The following is an 18,346-nucleotide window of genomic DNA, read 5'->3' on the forward strand; positions in this document are numbered from 1 at the left end:
GTCGGAGGTATGGCTGTGCGCCTGTTGAGATCATCGTTGGCGCGGACCGCTTCGGCGGTCTGCATCGCGTTCGCCGCCGGGGCCGCGGCGCTGGCCGCGACCGGCGGCACCGCCGGGGCGGCGGCCGGCGACGAGGCGTGCCGGCCCGACGGGCTCTACCGGACGCCCGGCGTGGAGATCCCCTACTGCCTGGCCTACGACACCGACGGCCGGGAGAAGATGGGCGCGGGCCACCCCCGCCGGATCATCGGCTACTTCACCGGCTGGCGCGACGGCTCCAACGGGCAGACCCGCTACCTCGCCAGTGACATCCCCTGGGGCAAGGTCACCCACATCAACTACGCGTTCGCCCACGTGGGGCCGGACAACAAGATCTCCGTCGGGTCGAACACGGACAAGAACCCGGCCATCGGCATGACCTGGCCCGGCGTCGCCGGCGCCGAGATGGACCCGGCGTACTCCTACAAGGGCCACTTCAACCTGCTCGGCAAGTTCAAGAAGCAGTTTCCGGACACCAAGACCCTGGTCAGCGTGGGCGGCTGGGCCGAGACCGGCGGCTACTTCGACGACGCGGGCAAGCGGCAGGCGAGCGGCGGCTTCTACACGATGACGTCGACCCAGGCGGGCATCGACACGTTCGCGGACTCCGTCGTGTCGTTCCTGCGCACGTACGGCTTCAACGGCGTGGACATCGACTACGAGTACCCGACGTCGAACAACGACGCGGGCAACCCGCTCGACTGGCCGATCGCCAATTCCAAGCGCGCGACGCTGATGAAGGGCTACGCCGCGCTGATGAAGACCCTGCGCGAGAAGCTGGACCGCGCCTCCGCCGCCGACGGGAGGTACTACATGCTGACCGTCGCCGCGCCCGCGTCCGGCTGGCTGCTGCGCGGCATGGAGACCTACCAGGTCACGCAGTACCTCGACTACGTCAACATCATGTCCTACGACCTGCACGGCGCGTGGAACAAGTACGTGGGCCCCAACGCGTATCTGTTCGACGACGGCAAGGACGGCGAGCTCGCCGCCGCCGGCGTGTACGGAGCCGGGCAGTACGGCGGCATCGGCTACCTCAACACCGACTGGGCCTACCACTACTTCCGCGGGGCCATGCAGCCGGGCCGGATCAACATCGGCCTGCCGTACTACACGCGCGGGTTCAAGAACGTGCAGGGCGGCACGAACGGGCTGTGGGGCACCGCCCCCGCCACCACCTGCCCGGCCGGCTCCGGCCTCACCACCTGCGGCGACGGCGCGGTCGGCATCGACAACCTGTGGCACGACCTCGACGACAACGGCAAGGAGTCGCCGGCGGGCTCCAACCCGATGTGGCACGCCAAGAACCTCGAGAAGGGCATCCTCGGCGACTACCTGGCCTCCTACGGCGTCACGGACACGTCGCTGACCGGCGCCTACGCCCGCTACTACGACTCGACGCTGACCGCCCCGTGGCTGTGGAACTCCACCAAGAAGGTGTTCCTGTCCACCGAGGACGACCAGTCGGTGGCGGCCAAGGCCGACTACGTGATCTCCAGGGGCATCGGCGGCACGATGATCTGGGAGCTGGCCGGCGACTACGGCTGGAACTCGGCCAAGGGCCAGTACGAGCCCGGCACCACGCTGACCACGCTCATGTACGACAAGTTCAAGGCCGCCACGCCGTACGGGAACGTGCGGGCGACCACCCCGATCCCGGCACAGAAGCTGGACGTCTCCGTGGAGTTCCGCGACTTCGCCCTGGGCGACAACAACTACCCGATCAACCCGAAGATCCATATCACCAACAACTCGGGCGTGACGCTGCCGGGCGGGACGGAGTTCCAGTTCGACTACGCGAGCTCGGCTCCGGGCAACGCGGCCGACCAGTCGGGCTTCGGCTCCACGATCATCCGCAGGGACCACACCGCGCCCAGCAACGTCGGCGGCCTGAAGGGCGACTACAACCGGGTGTCGCTGAAGCTGCCCAGCTGGCAGGCCCTCGCGCCGGGCGCCTCGGTGGACGTGGCCTTCGTCTACTACCTGCCCACCTCGACCCCCTCCAACTGGACGGTCTCCTTCGGCGGCGCGACGTACGGCATCACGCAGGACCTCGCCAGGGGCGGCGTGACGGCCTCTCCCTCCGCCTCCCCGTCCGGCTCCCCGTCGGCGTCTCCCAGCGTGTCGCCGTCGGCCGGGACGTGCACGGCTCCCGCGTGGTCGTCCACGACCGTCTACACGGGCGGCAACCTCGTCTCGTACGCCGGTCACACGTGGAAGGCGCAGTGGTGGACCCAGGGAGAGACGCCCGGCAACGCCCAGGTGTGGCTTGACCAGGGCCCCTGCGCGTCGGCCTCACCGTCGGCCTCACCGTCAGCGTCTCCCAGCGCTTCCCCCAGCCGGTCTCCCAGCCCGTCTCCCAGCGCCTCGCCGTCCGCCTCGCCTTCTGCGTCACCGTCGGTTTCGCCGTCGGCGAGCCCCGGCGGCTACCCCGCCTGGGCGACCGGCACGGCGTACGCGACGGGTGACCGGGTGACCTACGGCGGCGCGGTCTACCAGTGCCGTCAGCCGCACACCGCACTGGCGGGCTGGGAGCCGCCGAACGTCCCCGCCCTCTGGACCAAGCTCTGACCCACCCCCTGCCCGTACGTCCCGCGGCGACTCGCCCGGACGTACGGCACAGCCTCCGGGCCGTCCCGGACCGGTGACACCGGTACGGCCCGGAGCCGATGCCCGGCGGTCTCAGCCGATCACAAGTCGAGAGACCGCCGGGCATCGCGCCGTCCGGGGACCTTCTCATCCCTCCGTGGCGAGACCCCGAGAACGGCGGGCGACGTTCCTGGTCACCAGCAGCATCCCGCCGACCGAGGCCAGCATGCCGGCGGCGATGACCGGCACGACGGCCCCGAACCCGGAGGCCCCGGCGACGAGGCCGAACAACGGAGGGCCGACAAGCGCGCCCAGGCTGCCCATCTGGGCCACCATCCCGGTGCCCACGTCGGCGTGGTCGAGGCGCTCGAGCACGAAGGGAAGGGCGGCGAAGGCGAAGGCGCCCAGCAGCCCGTTCTCCAGGGAGACGATCCCCGCGCCGGTCGCCGCGGCGGCAAGCGGCGCGTCGGCGCTGTACACGAGCCAGGCGGCCGGCACGACCAGCAGCCCGGACACGGCGAGCGCGGCGAGCGGCACGCCCCGCCGGAGCAGGACGCCCACGGCCAGCCCGCCGAGAACGCCGACGAACGAGATCGCCGAGGTCAGGGCGCCGGCAGCGCCGGCGGAGCTCGCGTGCTCGTCGATCAGGAGCGTGGGCAGCAGCACGACCACCGGCATCGTCACCAGCACCATCAGGCAGAACGACACGGTGAGCACCGCGGGCCACGCCAGCGCCCGCACGCCGGGCACGGGCCCGGCGGCCGCGCCGGAGGCGGACGTCCGCGGCAGCCGCACCCGGACGGCCACCGTCATCAGCAGCGTCAGTCCCGCGATCAGCAGCACCCAGCCGCGCCAGCCGAGGGCCTCGCCGGCTGCGCCGCCCACGAGGGTGCTCACGCCGATGCCCACAGGGACGAACGTCGCCCAGACCGACAGGGCGACCCCCCGGTCCCGTTCCTCGGCGAGGTGGAGGACCAGCGCCGGGCACGCGACGGTGACCACGAGATAACCGACGCCCTCGGCGAGGCGGGCGGCCAGCAACCAGGCGAAGCTCCCCGCGGCCGCGCTCAGCGCGCTCGCCGCCACCATCAGCGCCAGGGCGGCGACGAGCGATTTGCCCGCACCGAACCGGCGGACCAGATACCCGGCGGGCAGCCCGGCGACGGCGCCCACCCCGACCACCGCCGAGATCGCCCAGCCCAGTTGCGACAGCGACAGCCCGAGCTCGTCGGCCATCGACGGCCCGACCGCGGCGAACTTGCCGTAGCTCATCGCCGCCACGACGCCGGCGAGGTAGATAAGGATGATCGTCAGCCACGGCGAGCGCCGCGCCGGCGCCTCACTCCGCTCGGATCCGCCTACGGTCGGCTGGGGGGTCAACGAGCCCTCCTTCGCGCGGTGTCGTCATGCCGGAATCGGCCCGTCGTCCACTCAACCAGGAGAATGCGTACGCCGCCCGGCACATCACCGGAACCGATCACGACGGCACGGTCCGCAGCCGTCGCCGGTCCGCCGCGCGGCGTGCGGCGGACGCGATCAATGGGACCATGACTGTGTCGGCGCCCGGCAAAAGGAAGGCAAGGCAGGTGGAGCAGGTCGCCCGGATGTGCAACGACGCCCCGACCACACGCGGCGGTCGGCGAACGACCGGAAGGACCGCGCCGCCCCCGGCGCTCGCGCGCACCGCCCCGCCGCGTAACCGGCCGCGGGTGCTCGCCGTGCCGCGCGGCCGTCTGCGGGTGCTCGCCGTGCCGCGCGGCCGTCTGCGGGTGCTCGCCGTGCCGCTGCTGGCCCTGCTCTCGGTGATGCTGGTCGCGACGCCCGCGCGGGCCCACGACGTGCTCGTCGCCAGCGACCCCAAGGACGGCGCGGTCCTCGGCGCCATGCCCGCCTCCGTGACGCTCACCTTCGACCAGGCCGTACGCCGCGACTTCGCGCGGCTCGCCGTCACCGGGCCGGACGGCGCCCACTACGAGCAGGGCGAGATCACGGTGAACGGCAGGAACGTCTCCGTCGGCGTACGGACGAGCACCCCCGCGGGGGCGTACGCGATCGGCTACCGCATCGTGTCGAACGACGGCCACCCGGTCACCGGCGCCGTGAGGTTCACCGTGACCGGCGGGGGCGCGGCTCCCGGGGCGGTCACCGCGCCGGCGGCCACCCCCGCGCCCGGGCCGGCGAACCCCGTCACGGCGAACCCCGGCGCTCCGGCGACCGGTGCGGGGACGGCCGGTCCGGGCGGCGGAAGCTGGGTCTGGGGGCTGCTGGCCGTCACCGCCGCTCTGCTGGCGCTGTGCACCCGCGTGCTCGTGCGGCACGACCGGCGCCTGCGCGACGGGACGATCCCGGCTCCCCCGGCGGCGGGGGAACCCGCGGCGGATTCCGGCGCGGAAGGCCCGGCCACCGGACGCCCCACCGCCGCCGGGACCGGCGCGGGAAGCTCCCCGGCCTCGGGCGGCGCCGCATGACCACGACCTCGGAACCACACGTGTCGGCGGGCCGGTCCGGCTCGGGACCCGCGCACGCCCGCGCCCGGGTCCCGGCGGCGGGGCTGACCGCCGGCGCCCTGCTCGCGGTCGTGATCGCGACCTGGCTCACGCTGCCCGCGACGGTGCCAGGGCTTCCCATGCCGGGCACGATCGTGGAGTACGGACTGCCGGTCGTCCGGCTCGTGCTCGACCTGGCCGCCACCGCGACCATCGGACTCAGCCTGCTCCCCAAGCTCCTCGGCTTCGACGATCCGGACCGGACCGAGCCGGTCGCCGCCAGGGCCCGGCACTGGGCCGTGCTGTTCTCCCTGGTCTGGTGCGCGGCGGCGCTGGTGTCGGCCGTCCTCAGCGCCGCCGAGGTCACGCCGGGCACGTTCCCCGACGTGGCGGCGTACGTCGACGGCATCGGCGCGGGGCAGGGCATGATCGTGAGCGCGTCGTGCGCCCTGACCAGTGCCGCCGTGGGGATGCTGGCGGTGCGGTTCGGCGAGAAGGTGCCGGCCGAGCTGCGGGTGCTCGTCGCCGGGTTCGGGCTGCTGCCGCTCCCGGTCACCGGGCACGCCTCGAACTGGTACTGGCACGACCTCAGCATGGTCTCGATGGAGCTGCACGTCATCGGGGCCTGTGCCTGGGTGGGCGGCCTGGTCGCGCTCGCCGTCCTGCTGCCGCGTCATCGCGACCTGCTCGCCCGCACGCTGCCCCGATTCTCCCGGCTGGCGACGTACGCGCTGGTCGTCGTGGGACTGTCCGGGCTCTTCAACGGCCTGGTGGAGCTGCTGCTCGCGCCCCGCGAGAGCTTCCCCGCGTCGCTGGTCACGACGGGGTACGGCCGGCTCGTGGTCGCCAAGGCGGTGTTCACCGGAGTGATCGCGCTGCTGGGGGGCAACATCCGCTGGCGGCTGCTGCCGGCGGTCACGCGTCAGGCCCCGGCCGCGTTCGCCGCCTGGGCGGCCCTGGAACTCACCGTGATGGGCCTCGCGTACGGCGTCGCGGTCGCACTGACCAAGACCCCGGTCGCCTGACCCGCGGCCCTGACCCGCGGCTCTGGCCCACGGCTCTGGCCCACGGCTCTGGCCCGCGGCCTGGCCCGTCTCGCCTCCGAGACGCCGAGAGCCGCCCCCGGCAAGGGGAGCGGCTCGGGAAAGGCGTGTGAGCGCGGGTGCGGGCCGTCAGGCCGTCGGCTCCGACACGGCGGCGGGCGCGGGGGTCGCCTCGGACGCCGCCTCTGACGCCGTCTCCGACCCGGCATCGCGCGACGATCCGGGCTCGGCCGTGACCTCCCTGTCCGCGGGCCGCGTCTCCCGGGCGATCCTGTCCTCCGCGGCGGCGGCCGTCAGCCCCTTGCCGCCGGCGAACCACTCCACCGCGTACCACACGACGGCCAGCGCGGCGAGCGCCACCGGCCAGGCCTGCGGCGCGTACGGCGGGGCTTCGAGCATCCGGTCCTGCGCCAGCAGCCCCCCGTACACCCCGGCGGTGGCGAGCACGGCGCCCACGAGCGGCCGCAGTTGCCTGATCGGCACCAGGAAGGCCACGTCGACGGCGATTCCGGCGAGCAGGAAGAAGAACGGGATCGCCGACGGCGGGAAGCCGCCACCGACGAGCAGCGGCCAGATCAGGCACCGGTAGGCCACGTACGCCCCGGCGATCGCGGTGGCCGTGTAGCGGCGCCCGACCATGACGCGGGCGAAGACCAGGATCGCGACGCCCACCACCCCCGCGTACACGGCGTAGACGACGTCGGGGATCGGCAGCGAGAACTTGAGCACCATGGCCCGGTCCACGGCCCGCCCCATCTGGTTGGCCGCGAATTCGAGCAGCGTCGGCTCGGCGTACGGCTGCCCGCGGTCCCAGGAGGCCAGCTCCAGCACGCCGTACTCCTGCTGGAGCTCGGGGAAGTGCGCGTTCTCCAGGAAGAACGCGAACAGGCCGCCCAGCACCAGCGCACGCCGGCCGCGGGTGATCTCGGCGTACCGGCCCGAGCCGATGTACCAGCCGCGGATCACTCCGGCGAGCATCAGCGCGGTGCCGATGTACAGCAGCGCGTGGGAGGGGCTCCACGCGGTGATGTCGAGCCCGTTGACCCGGTGGTTGATCAGGTCGAGCGGGATGGCGATGAGGAAGACCCCGGTGCCCCACACGATCAGGCGGGAAGACGTGCGGTCCACCCCGTAGCCGGTGTACCAGTGCACGATGGTCAGCGCCACCGCGATCGCCGTGCCGACCGTGTTGAGCAGGTGCGGCGGGGCCAGGTCGTCGCGCAGCCACTTGAAGTGCCACGACACGTCCCAGCTCGACCCGAGCACCTTGAGGACGAACGCCGCGAGCCAGCCCAGGTAGAGCACCCGGAAAAGGTCCTGCGGCGTCTGCCTGCCAGCCTCCCCCCGGGTCCAGTACGGAAGAGCCCACTCGATCACGCGAGCGGGGATCTGCTTGAGCGGCGTTCCATTCACGCGCGAAATGATGCCGTTCCCTATGGTGAGGCGCAATCAGGGTTTACCCCGATGCATCATCACGATTCGTGCGTGGACCGGGTCGGCGCCCGCCGAAGCGACGGTTATCCACAGGCGCGGCCGCTCCTCAGCGGTCTCTCAGCAGAGACAAGTAGCATCGCGACATGACGTTTCCGGGTGGGCGGCGTGCCCTCGCGATCGTGGTCACGCTGGTCATCCTGATGGCCGGAGGCGTGACGTGGGCCCTATGGCCCTCCGGCCCCGTGGTGAAGGGCCGTGACCTGGTCATCCCCGTCCTGGACGGGCCGGCCGGCGACCAGCGCGTCGATCTCGACGCCACCTTCTATCCCCCGGCCTCCGGCGGCAGGGCTCCGGCCGTGCTGCTCTCCCACGGCTTCGGCGGCAGCAAGGAGAGCATGCGCGAGCAGGCGGGACGGCTCGCCGAGCAGGGCTACGCCGTGCTGACCTGGTCGGCTCGCGGGTTCGGCCGCTCGACCGGGCAGATCGCGCTCAACTCCCCCGACTACGAGGTCAAGGACGTGCGGGGGCTGATCGACTGGCTGGCCGAACGCCCCGAGGTGCGTCTCGACGCCCCGGGCGACCCGCGCGTCGGGATCGCCGGCGGCTCGTACGGCGGGGCGATCGCGCTGATGGCCGCGGCCTACGACAGCCGGGTCGACGCGATCGTGCCCCAGATCACCTGGTACGACCTCGCCGACGCGCTCTTCCCCGACGCCTCGGGCAAGGGTCCGCTCAACGGCGTCTTCAAGAAGATGTGGGCCGGCATCTTCTTCAGCGCCGCCGCCGACCGGCTGGCCCCGGACGGCGGCCTCGGCGCGGGCGGCCTGGCCGGCCTCACCGGCGCGGCCGCGGGCTCGGGCGCGGGCTCGGGCGACACGAAGTCCCAGGCGCGCGGGACGGCGACGCCGGGGGCGGCCGGTGCCACGGCGGGCGCCGGCGGGCAGAGTCCGGGAGCGACCGCCCCGGCCACTCCGGCGGCCACTCCGGCGGCGGGCGGGGACGCGTCCGGGGGCCGGGAGACCGGGCGGACGCCCGGGATCGAGCAGGTCCAGTGCGGGCGGTTCCTGCCGCAGATCTGTGAGATGTACCAGAAGGTGGCCGAGACCGGCCGGGCCACCAAGGAGGCGGTCGATCTCCTGCGGCGGTCGAGCCCGATCTCGGTGCCCGGCCGGATCAAGGTGCCGACGCTGCTGATCCAGGGCCAGCGCGACTCGCTGTTCCCGCTCGCGCACGCCGACGCCAACGCCCGGGCCATCGCCGCCACCGGCGCTCCGGTCGAGGTCGCCTGGTTCAACGGCGGCCATGACGGCGGCGACGGCGAGACGGACTGGCTGTCCGACCGTACGACCGGCTGGTTCGACCGCTACCTCAAGGGGTCCTCCGCCGGCGAGGGCGACTCGGCGGCGTTCACCGTGACCAGGGACGGCGGCCGGGACCCGGGCACGCGCCGTCCCGTGCTCCTGCACGCCACCGCCGACCGCTACCCCGGCCTGCCGGGCGGGGAGCGCACCACGGTCGCGCTCAACGGCCCCCAGCAGCCGATCGCCAACCCGGCGGGCGGGTCGCCGTCGTCGATCTCGGCGGTCCCCGGCCTCGGCGGGCTGCTCGGCGGAAACGGCGGCGGCGCGTCGATCGCGCTGGACATGCCCGGCCAGGCGGCCGCCTTCGAGTCGGCGCCGCTGGCCGGGCCCGCGCAGGTCACCGGCAGCCCGACCGTCACGATCAGGGTGTACGGCACGGGTGAGGCCACACTGTTCGCCAAGCTCTACGACGTCTCCGGAGGGTCGCTCCCGGTGCTGCCGTCGAGCCTCGTCTCCCCACTGCGGGTCACCGCGAGCGAGGCGGGCACGCCGGTCACCGTGACGCTTCCGGCCATCGACAGGCGCTTCGACGCCGGGCACAGGATGCGCGTGGTCGTCTCGACCACCGATCTCGGCTACGCGACGCCCGCCGCCCCCGCCGTCTACCGCGTCGCGCTGGAGTCCCCCGCGCTGGAGCTGCCCGGGGACGCGGCGCTGCGGACGCCCGCCACCGGCCCGGCGTGGTGGACGTGGGCCATGCCGCTCGCCGCGATCGCGATCGCGGCCGTGCTCCTGCTGACCGGCAGGGCCAGGCGCGGCAGGGACGCGGGCGACGACCCGGCGGTGGACGCCGAGTCGGCCGACGTGCCCTTGGTGATCAGCGGCCTGGGCAAGCGCTACCGCAACGGCGAGAGGGCGGTCGACGGCCTGTCGTTCCGGGTCGAGAAGGGCCAGGTGCTCGGCCTGCTCGGGCCGAACGGCGCGGGCAAGACCACCACCATGCGCATGCTGATGGGTCTCATCCACCCCGACGAGGGCGAGATCCGGATCTTCGGCACCCGCGTGCGGCCGGGGGCTCCGGTGCTGTCGCGGCTCGGGTCGTTCGTCGAGGGGCCGGGGTTCCTGCCGCACCTGTCCGGCCGGGCCAACCTGGAGCTGTACTGGCAGGCCACCGGACGACCGCCGCAGGACGCCCACATGGAGGAGGCGCTGGAGATCGCCGGGCTCGGCGCGGCCCTGGAGCGCGCGGTGCGCACCTATTCCCAGGGCATGCGCCAGCGCCTCGCCATCGCGCAGGCCATGCTCGGCCTTCCCGACCTGCTCGTGCTGGACGAGCCGACCAACGGCCTCGACCCGCCGCAGATCGCCGAGATGCGCCGGGTGCTCAAGGCGTACGCCGAGCGGGGGCGCACCGTCATCGTCTCCAGCCACCTGCTCGCCGAGGTCGAGCAGACCTGCACCCACGTGGTCGTCATGCACCGCGGGCGGCTGGTGTCCGCCGGGCCGGTCGGCGACCTGCTCGGCGCCGCGCCGGCCGCCAACGGCGCCGGCCCCCGCCTGGAGGACGTGTTCCTCGACCTGATCGGAGAGAGCCGTTGAGCCCGGCGAAGCGACCGGCCCCGGACCTGACCGGACACATCGACGACGACGGTCGGGCCACGCCGGCCGCCGCCCAGGACGGACCGGACACGGGCGGTGACGCCGCGAGGGGCCGGGCGCCCGGCTACGCTCCGGGACGCACGCTGCCGCTGCGGGTGGAGTTCGTGCGGCAGCTGCGGCGGCGCCGCACCATGGCGATGTTCGCCGTGCTGCTCGCCCTGCCGTGGGTGCTCGTGGTGGCGTTCCAGTTCGGGCCGGCCGGGCGGGGGCAGGGCAGCCTGCGGCTGTCGGATCTGGCCACGGCGGGCGGGCTCAACTTCGCCGCGTTCGCCCTGTCGGTGTCGGCCAACTTCCTGCTGGTCGTCGCCGTGGCGCTGTTCTGCGGTGACACGGTGGCGAGCGAGGCGAGCTGGTCCTCCCTGCGCTACCTGCTGGCCGCGCCGGTTCCCCGCGACCGGCTGCTGCGCCAGAAGCTGGTGGTGGCGCTGGCGTACTCGGCCGCCGCGGTGACCGTGCTTCCGCTGATGGCCCTGCTCGCCGGCACGCTGGCCTTCGGGTGGAACGACATCACCGTGCCGGGGACCGGCGAGGTGATCCCCGCCGCCGACGTGCTGCCCAAGTTCGCCGTCGTCATCGGCTATGCCCTGGTCAGCCAGCTGGTGGTCGCCGCGGTCGCCTTCCTGCTGTCGGTCGGCACCGACTCCCCGCTCGGCGCGGTCGGCGGCGCGGTCGGCCTGGTGATCGTCAGCAGCATCCTGCAGGCGGTCGAGGCGCTGGGCTCGCTGCGCGAGTTCCTTCCCACGTTCTGGAACTCCGCGTGGCTCGACGCGCTCGCGCCGGAGCCCGACTACAGCGGCATGGTGAAGGGCGTGGCGGTCTCCGTGACCTACTCGGCGGTCCTCGTCGCCCTGGCCTTCCGCCGCTTCCGGCGCCGGGACATCGTGTCCTGACGCGGGGCCCGCGCCATCCCCGGAATTCCGGCCGGCATCTGTCGCTCGCCGGGCTGCGGGCGCAGGTGGAGGGGCCCCCGCAGCGCCGGCGAGGCGGCCCGGGCCTGGGCCCGGCCGTCGCGCACGCGATCGTGCGGGCGCACGGCGGGACCATCGGCGTGGAGGAGTGGGCACGGCGCCCGGTACGCCGTCCGCCTGCCGCTCGCCGATCCCCCGTAGGCCGTCGGCCGTGACCGCTTCGTCAGCCGTCGCCGATCGGGATGACCGCCGTCAGCGTGGTGCCCCGGCCGGCCGGGCTGACGACCCCTATCGTGCCCCCGAGCGCCTGGACGCGGTCGATGAGACCGATGAGCCCCGAGCCCCTGGCCGGATCCGCGCCTCCCACCCCGTCGTCGCGGATCGCGACTCTCGCGGCGTCGCCCGCCGCGTCGACCTCGACGCACACCGTCGAGGCCCGGGCGTGCTTGGCCACGTTCGTCAGCGACTCGGAGACGATGTAGTAGACCGCCACCTCGACCCGCTCCGGGAGGCGCCCGTCGACCCGTACGTCCAGCTCGACGGGGACGGCCGAGCGGCGCGCGAGCATCTTCAGCGCGGGCCCGAGCCCGCCCTTGGACAGGATCGCCGGGTGGATGCCGCGGGACAGCTCGCGCAGGTCCTCCAGCACCAGCGTCAGGCCCTCGGCCGTGTGGGACAGCTGTTGCTTGAGCTTGGGCAGTTCGGCAGGCACGGCCGCCTCCGCCACCCGCAGCTCCAGCCCCAGGGAGACGAGGCGCTGCTGGGCCCCGTCGTGCAGGTCGCGTTCGATCCGGTGCCGGGTCTCGTCCGAGGCCGCGACCACGCGGGCGCGCGAGGCGGCGAGCTCGTCGCGGGCCTCGGCGTTCGAGATCGCGGTGGCGACGAGCTCGGTGAAGTCCCGCATGCGTTCCTCGACGTCGTCCGGCTGCGGCTCCCGGCCGCAGAAGAAGGCGATCATCACACCCCACAGCCGCGCCTCCACGACGATGGGACTGGCGACCGCGGAGACGATCTGCTCGTCCCTGGCCCACCCGTCCAGCTCGCCGGCCGCGCCCTCGTCCACCGTCATCCTGCCTGGCCGTCCCGTTCGCAGGACGAGGGCGGACAGGCCGCTCTCCCTGAGCGGGCGGCGCGAGCCGACCGGCGGCGGCGACCTGCGGTCCGGCGCGCTCCACGAGCCCGCCAGGACGACCGCCCGGTCGGGCTCGTAGCGCTCGATCGCGGTGTGGTCCGCGTTCACGATCAGGCCCATCTCACGGGCGACCGCACCGAAGATCTCCGTCGGCGGGACTCCGCGGGCGACCAAGGTGGCGACCCGTCGCAGAGCGGCCTGCTCCTCGGCGATCCTGGCGAGCTCGTCCCGGCTCGCCGCCAGGGCGGTGCTGATGGCCTCGCGGTCGCGCGCCGCCACCAGCACCGCTTCCAGCGAGGGCACCACGCGCTCCCGCAGGCGGCGCATCATGGCCGCCGGCAGGCCGGCGGGCACGACGAGCGTGCCGATCCCGGCGCCGTCGTCCGTCAGCCGCAGCGTGGTGTGGCGCGGGTCGTCGCCGACCGGCCCGAGTTCGATGGCCAGGAACGGCAGGCCGAGTCCCTGCGCCAGGCGCCGGGCCACGACCGGCAGCGCCGCGCGCAGATGTTCGGCGCGCAGGAGGAGACGGGCCGTCCTGGCGTCGAGATCGGCTTCGCGACGGCGTTCCTCCGCCTCGACGACCAGGGACCGCATCAGCGAGGCGGCGGCGCTCACGAGCAGCCCGACGGCCAGGAAGACCAGCAGGGGCACCCACGTCCAGCCGGTGAAGATGCTGACCTGATGGAGGGGCGGGACCTGGAAGAAGTCGTAGACCATCGCGCTGGCCAGAGCGACGATCACACCGAGCCACACGCCCCAGAGGTACGCGACCACGAGAACACCGAGCAGGTAAACTACGTCCAGGGCATTGCTGGGCGCCACCTGCGCCAGCGCAAAGGCTATGAACGTCTCGGCTGCCACGCATGCGGCGCCCGTCAGGATGCCCCACACCAGAGGCGGGCGGCTCGCGCGTAGCAGCAACGACAGCAACCGCGCGCGCACAAGGCCACACTACTCTCGCAGGACGGATAGAGGTACGGGCGAAAGCCCTGGTCAACGCCGTCGCCCGCCGCGCCGGACCGGCACGTGACGAAGGCGGCAGAGCGGTGGACGAGACTCGGACGCGAGTGGTGCTGGCGGACGACGACGTCCTGCTGCGTGAGGGGCTGGCCAGCCTGCTGGAGCGAACGGGGTTCGAGGTCGCCGGCCAGGCGGGGAACGCGGCCGAGCTGCTCGCCCTCGTGCGGGAACGCCGTCCGGACCTGGCCGTGATCGACATCCGGATGCCTCCCGGGCACGCGACGGAGGGCGTCGAGGCGGCCAAGGTCATCCGCGCGGAGCTCCCCGAAGTGGGCATCCTGCTGCTGTCGGCGCACGTCGAGGTCGACCAGGCGATGGAGCTGCTCGCCACCGGGCACCGGATCGGCTACCTGCTCAAGAGCCGGGTGACCGCGGTGTCCGACTTCGTCGAGGCGCTCGAACGCATCCTCCACGGCGGATCGGTCGTGGACCCCAGCCTCGTGACCGAGCTGTTCAACGCCCGCCGACGGCAGGATCCGCTGGAGCTGCTCACCCAGCGTGAGCGCGAGGTGCTCTCCCTCATGGCGGAGGGCCGCTCGAACGCCGGGATCGCGCACAAACTCTGGATCACCGAGGGCACGGTCGAAAAGCACGTGCGCAGCATCATGGGGAGGCTGCGGCTGCCGGAGACGGAGGACGACCACCGCCGCGTGCTCGCGGTGCTCGCGTTCCTCGACGCCCGCTGAGGCCGTACCGGTGTCGCCCGCACGGCCGGTTCAGGCGTCCGCGCCCCGCAGGATCTCGTCGATGGCCCGTCCCGACAGGCGCGGCTTCGACAGGAAGGCGACGGCCGGGCTGGTCGCGATCAGCTCGGCGAAGTCCTGCTCGTCGTACGTCGAGATCAGGATGACCCGGGGCGGTTCCCGGTCGCCCGCGTCGTGCAGTCTCCGGGCCAGGTCGAACCCGCTCTCCTCCCCCAGGTCGATGTCGACCAGCACGACGTCCGGCCGGAGCTCGCCGAGCCGGCCGAGCGCCTCGGCGGTCGAGGACGCGACGCCCACGACGGCGACGCCGTCCGCCTCCAGCAACAGGCGGGCGGCCTCCTTGAAGTGGTCGCTGTCGTCCACGATGAGACACCGTAGGGGCACATCTTCAGAGTGACATCGGAGCGCGTCCGCGTCATTGCAGCTAGCTGGCATGCCGGGGTGCCGCGGGCACGCCCTTCGCATGGGGGCTGCCAGCGCAGACGGCGGGGCCTCCCAGAGGCCATCGTGGGAGGTGTCAGCGAGCGACCGCGCGGCAGGCGAGATCACCCGAGGCCCGGAAGGAGGCGGCGATGCCGACCGACCGCCACGAGGCGTGGGCCGGCGAGGCCACCGGCCGGGGCTCGGCCGCGCCGACGCCGGTCGGGCCCGCTGCGGGCCCGGAGCGGGCCGCCGGCACGTCCCGGATCTTCGTGAACTGCCCGCCGCCTGCTGAAGGATCGAGGTGACACACATGTGCCCGCACACCCCGCCGTGTCCGCCCGCGTACGCCCCCGACCACGACGCCGCCCGTCTCGTGGCCTTCCACCCCGAGCAGGGGTGGGGGCTGCTCTGCAACGGTGTCGTGGTGTTCGAGGACACCGGCGAACTGCTGCCCGACGGCCGGAGCCTTCTGCCCCACCGGGCCTGCTATGCGCAGGCCGCGTGAGTCCACGGGTGTGGCAGGGGTGGCCGCGCTCGTCCCCATGACCCGGCGGCCGGACGGCGCCTTCCCGGGGGAACGGCTCCCGGCCGCGCCGGACGACGCGGCCGACGACGGCGTGCCGGACGCGCGCCGGGCCTCCTGGGTGCTCCCCGCCGTCCCGTCCTCCACGAGCCGGGCGCGCCGGCTCGTCCGCTCCACGCTGCGGGACTGGGCGGGCGGCGCGGAGGGCGAGGTGCCCGAGGTGGCGGAACTGCTGGTCAGCGAGCTGGTCGCCAACGCCCTGCGGCACGGGCGGGGGGAACCGGTCCTCACGCTCCTGCTGCGGGACGGCGTCCTGAGGTGCGAGGTCGAGGACGAGGCGCGCGTTCCGCTGCGGGCCCGGGACAGGTCACCGGACGACGAGGGCGGCCGGGGGCTGCTGATCGTCGAGTCCCTGTCCCGCTCCTGGGGCGTGCGCCCGACGAGCAGGGGGAAGGCCGTCTGGTTCGAGCTGGCGGCGCGGTCCTAGTCCCAGTGAGGAGGGCGTTCCTCCAGCAGGTGGGAGACGTCCGAGTCGGAGCGCCAATCGCCCCACCCGAGGTCGGTGTCGTCGCTCGTCTGGTCGGGCAGCACCGGCAGCCCCTCGTCGAAGAGGTCCACCGGACGCATGTCATCCGGATGCTGCACACTCACGCGCCCAATGCTACTGGGCTCCGCCCGGAGCCGCGAAGCCGCGAGCGCCGGGGAGCCGGGCGGCCGTGAAGTCCCCGAGAGCTGTGGAGTCCCCGTGAGCCGTGGAGATCCCGAAAGCCGTGGAGTCCCGAGAGCCGTGGAGTCCCGGGCAGTCGTGGAACCGGGGCCACGGCCGGGCGGAGGCTGGGACTCCTTGCCCCAAGGGGAGATCACCCCGCCTCATCGCCGGGCAAACGTCACGCCCGTACCACCGGACAGCCAACCGCACCCAAAGGTACGATGCGGGAGCAGGGAGCACGCCGGACGAACCCCCCCGTGAGGCGGCATGGCAACGCCAGCAGGATGGCGGCAAGAGGGCAACCTGCCCGTGGAGCTGACCAGCTTCGTCGGGCGGACGCGGTTGCTCGCATCGCTGCGACAGAAGCTGCAGGAGTACCGGCTGATCACCGTGACGGGCATCGGCGGGGTCGGCAAGTCGCGCACCGCGCTGCGGGTCGCGCACCAGGTGCGACGGCAGTTCAGGGACGGCGTCTGGTACGTCGACCTGGCCCGGCTGCAGGACCCGGCGATGGTCTACCACACGATCACGGCCGCGCTCGGCATCGCCGACCAGTCGCCGCGTGGAGGGGCCGACACCCTCGCCGAGTGGCTGGCAGAACGGGAGCTCCTGCTCATCCTGGACACCTGCGAGCACCTGGTCGACGCGTGCGCCCAGCTCACCCAGGAACTGCTCGACACGGCGCCGCACCTGCGCATCCTCGCGACGAGCCGGCGATCGCTCAACGCGCCTGGCGAGTACACGGCCGCCGTGCCGCCGCTGACCGTGCCCGGAGACAACCCCGCGGACAACGCGTTCACCAACGAGGCCGTCGAGCTGTTCGGCGCGCGGGCCTCCGCCGTCGTGCCCGACTTCGGGGTGGACGAGGACAACATCACGGCCGTCGCCGAGCTGTGCCGCCGCCTCGACGGGATCCCGCTGGCCATCGAGCTGGCCGCCGTGCGCCTGCGCACGCTGTCGGTCGAGCAGATCCTCGCGCTGCTCGCCGACCGGTTCAGCCTGCTCGCCGGAGCCAGCCGTACGGCTCTGCCGCGCCACCAGACGCTGCGCGCGGCGATCGGCTGGAGCCACGAGCTGTGCGAGCCGGCCGAGCGGCTGTTGTGGGCGCGGCTGTCGGTGTTCGCCGGCGACTTCGAACTGGAGGCGGCCCGGCACGTCTGCGCCGGCGACGCCCTGCCCTCCGACCGGATCCTCGACGTGATCGGCGGCCTGGTCGACAAGTCGGTCCTGCTGAGCTTCCCCACCCCGGCCGGTCAGCGCTACCGGCTGATCGACACGCTGCGGCAGTACGGCGGCGAGTGGCTGGACAAGCTCGGCGAGACGCAGGACCTGCGTCGCCGCCACCGCGACTACTACCTCGAGCTCGCCGAGCGCAGCGAACACTCGTGGTCGGGGCCGCGCCAGGTCCACTGGTACACGCGGATGCGCCAGGAGCACGACAACATCCGCGTCGCCCTCGACTACTGCCTGTCCACTCCGGGCGAGGAGCGCGTCGGTCTTGAGCTGCTGTCGGCACTGTGGTTCCTGTGGGTCTCCTGCGGCTTCGCCCGGGAGGGCGTGATCTACCTGGAGCGCGCGCTCAAGGCCAGCCCCTCGCCCAGCAAGGAACGCTGTAAGGCCCTGTGGGTGCTGGCCTACATCCGCAGCGCCCAGGGCGACATGGCCGGCGCGCTCGCCGCGGCCGAGCAGTGCAGCACCGACGCCGTACGCGTGGGCGACTCGGGCGCGGTGCTGCTCGCGACCAAGATGCAGGGCACCGCGGCCATGCTGCAGGGCGACGCGAAGAAGGCGACCGCGCTGCTCGGCGTCGCGATCGAGTTCCACCGCGGCGGCCGGGAGCTGAACCCGGGCCTGCTGCCGGCGATCGTCGAGCTGTCCATGGTGCTGCTCGCGCAGGGCGAGTTCGAGGAGGCGGAGACGCTGCTGGTCGACTGCCTGCAGGTCTGCCAGGAGCGCGGCGAGCTGTGGCTGCGGTCCTACGCCTGGTACGTCTCCTCCCTCGTCCACCGGGCGACCGGCAGGCGCGACGAGGCGCTGGTGGCGTGCAAGGAGGCGCTGCGCATCAAGCGGCACTTCCACGACGTGCTCGGGATCGTCCTGTGCGTGGACAACCTCGCGACCCTGAACCTCGAGGCCGGTGAGCCGGAACGGACGGCGACCCTCCTCGGGGCGGCCCAGTCCAACTGGCGGACCTTCGGGCTGCCCCAGTTCGGGTCGCCGTTCTTCACGACCGAGCACGAGCAGTGCGTCAAGGAGTGCAAGAAGCTGATCGGCGACGCCGCCTACGACGAGGCGTACGCCGCCGGGACCCGGTTCAGCCTGGGCGACCTCGTCGAGTACGCGCTGGACGACCTCGACGACTTCCACCTGGACTGA

At 73.2% G+C, this 18,346-nt stretch carries 15 protein-coding genes; 10 read left to right on the forward strand and 5 right to left on the reverse strand.

Features of this window, described 5'->3' with window-relative positions; translation table 11 throughout:
* Positions 1-36 precede the first annotated feature (36 nt).
* The gene (locus FLW16_RS11500; protein ID WP_312847130.1) at positions 37-2,610 is read left to right on the forward strand and encodes a chitinase C-terminal domain-containing protein; all 2,574 of its coding nucleotides are present in this window, start codon (positions 37-39) and stop codon (positions 2,608-2,610) included.
* A gap of 165 nt (positions 2,611-2,775) precedes the next feature.
* Here FLW16_RS11500 and FLW16_RS11505 read toward each other — a convergent pair whose 3' ends face one another.
* Positions 2,776-4,008: an MFS transporter gene (locus FLW16_RS11505; protein WP_142559986.1), complete on the reverse strand. Its 1,233-nt coding sequence runs from the start codon at positions 4,006-4,008 to the stop codon at positions 2,776-2,778.
* A 206-nt stretch (positions 4,009-4,214) separates the two neighbouring features.
* Between FLW16_RS11505 and FLW16_RS11510 the strand changes: the two genes are divergently transcribed.
* Together FLW16_RS11510 and FLW16_RS11515 are read left to right on the forward strand one after the other, a co-directional pair.
* Complete coding sequence (locus FLW16_RS11510; RefSeq protein ID WP_221891024.1) at positions 4,215-5,096, forward strand: copper resistance CopC family protein; 882 nt, start codon at positions 4,215-4,217, stop codon at positions 5,094-5,096.
* Complete coding sequence (locus tag FLW16_RS11515) at positions 5,093-6,139, forward strand: copper resistance D family protein (protein ID WP_142559987.1); 1,047 nt, start codon at positions 5,093-5,095, stop codon at positions 6,137-6,139. Before FLW16_RS11510 ends, FLW16_RS11515 begins: the two co-directional genes overlap by 4 nt.
* Positions 6,140-6,286: 147 nt before the next feature.
* Here FLW16_RS11515 and FLW16_RS11520 read toward each other — a convergent pair whose 3' ends face one another.
* Positions 6,287-7,570, reverse strand: a complete 1,284-nt coding sequence (locus tag FLW16_RS11520; RefSeq protein WP_142559988.1) for a hypothetical protein — start codon at positions 7,568-7,570, stop codon at positions 6,287-6,289.
* Between the two features lie 164 nt (positions 7,571-7,734).
* Here FLW16_RS11520 and FLW16_RS11525 point away from each other — a divergent pair, with 164 nt between their 5' ends.
* Positions 7,735-10,491, forward strand: a complete 2,757-nt coding sequence (locus FLW16_RS11525; protein WP_142559989.1) for an alpha/beta fold hydrolase — start codon at positions 7,735-7,737, stop codon at positions 10,489-10,491.
* Positions 10,488-11,441: an ABC transporter permease gene (locus FLW16_RS11530; RefSeq protein ID WP_312847131.1), complete on the forward strand. Its 954-nt coding sequence runs from the start codon at positions 10,488-10,490 to the stop codon at positions 11,439-11,441. The genes FLW16_RS11525 and FLW16_RS11530 overlap by 4 nt, the downstream gene beginning before the upstream one ends.
* A gap of 241 nt (positions 11,442-11,682) precedes the next feature.
* Here FLW16_RS11530 and FLW16_RS11535 read toward each other — a convergent pair whose 3' ends face one another.
* On the reverse strand, positions 11,683-13,533 hold the full coding sequence (locus FLW16_RS11535) for a DUF4118 domain-containing protein (RefSeq protein ID WP_142559990.1): 1,851 nt from the start codon (positions 13,531-13,533) through the stop codon (positions 11,683-11,685).
* A gap of 104 nt (positions 13,534-13,637) precedes the next feature.
* Between FLW16_RS11535 and FLW16_RS11540 the strand changes: the two genes are divergently transcribed.
* The gene (locus tag FLW16_RS11540) at positions 13,638-14,297 is read left to right on the forward strand and encodes a response regulator transcription factor (RefSeq protein ID WP_260615172.1); all 660 of its coding nucleotides are present in this window, start codon (positions 13,638-13,640) and stop codon (positions 14,295-14,297) included.
* A gap of 30 nt (positions 14,298-14,327) precedes the next feature.
* Here the strand turns inward: FLW16_RS11540 and FLW16_RS11545 are convergent, their stop codons facing one another.
* Entirely contained in the window at positions 14,328-14,678 is a 351-nt protein-coding gene (locus FLW16_RS11545) for a response regulator transcription factor (protein ID WP_221891025.1), read from the reverse strand.
* A gap of 209 nt (positions 14,679-14,887) precedes the next feature.
* Between FLW16_RS11545 and FLW16_RS11550 the strand changes: the two genes are divergently transcribed.
* Genes FLW16_RS11550 through FLW16_RS11560 form a run of 3 tightly spaced genes read left to right on the forward strand, consistent with a single transcriptional unit; the run spans position 14,888 to position 15,748 of the window.
* Positions 14,888-15,043 carry a hypothetical protein gene (locus tag FLW16_RS11550; protein ID WP_185949371.1) on the forward strand — a complete coding sequence of 52 codons (156 nt, stop codon included), beginning with the start codon at positions 14,888-14,890 and terminating at the stop codon, positions 15,041-15,043.
* Between the two features lie 5 nt (positions 15,044-15,048).
* A complete protein-coding gene (locus FLW16_RS11555; RefSeq protein ID WP_079313607.1) occupies positions 15,049-15,243 on the forward strand; it encodes a DUF5999 family protein in 195 nt (64 codons plus the stop codon).
* Positions 15,227-15,748 carry an ATP-binding protein gene (locus FLW16_RS11560; protein WP_142559994.1) on the forward strand — a complete coding sequence of 174 codons (522 nt, stop codon included), beginning with the start codon at positions 15,227-15,229 and terminating at the stop codon, positions 15,746-15,748. The genes FLW16_RS11555 and FLW16_RS11560 overlap by 17 nt, the downstream gene beginning before the upstream one ends.
* On the opposite strand, the gene FLW16_RS43595 is transcribed toward FLW16_RS11560, so the two are convergent.
* On the reverse strand, positions 15,745-15,912 hold the full coding sequence (locus tag FLW16_RS43595; protein ID WP_185949386.1) for a hypothetical protein: 168 nt from the start codon (positions 15,910-15,912) through the stop codon (positions 15,745-15,747). The two genes, FLW16_RS11560 and FLW16_RS43595, sit on opposite strands and share 4 nt — an antisense overlap.
* 325 nt (positions 15,913-16,237) lie before the next feature.
* Here FLW16_RS43595 and FLW16_RS11565 point away from each other — a divergent pair, with 325 nt between their 5' ends.
* Positions 16,238-18,346 carry an AAA family ATPase gene (locus tag FLW16_RS11565; RefSeq protein WP_142559995.1) on the forward strand — a complete coding sequence of 703 codons (2,109 nt, stop codon included), beginning with the start codon at positions 16,238-16,240 and terminating at the stop codon, positions 18,344-18,346.

It is taken from the genome of Microbispora sp. KK1-11, assembly GCF_006874435.1.
In the GTDB taxonomy this organism is placed as follows: Bacteria; Actinomycetota; Actinomycetes; order Streptosporangiales; family Streptosporangiaceae; genus Microbispora; species Microbispora catharanthi.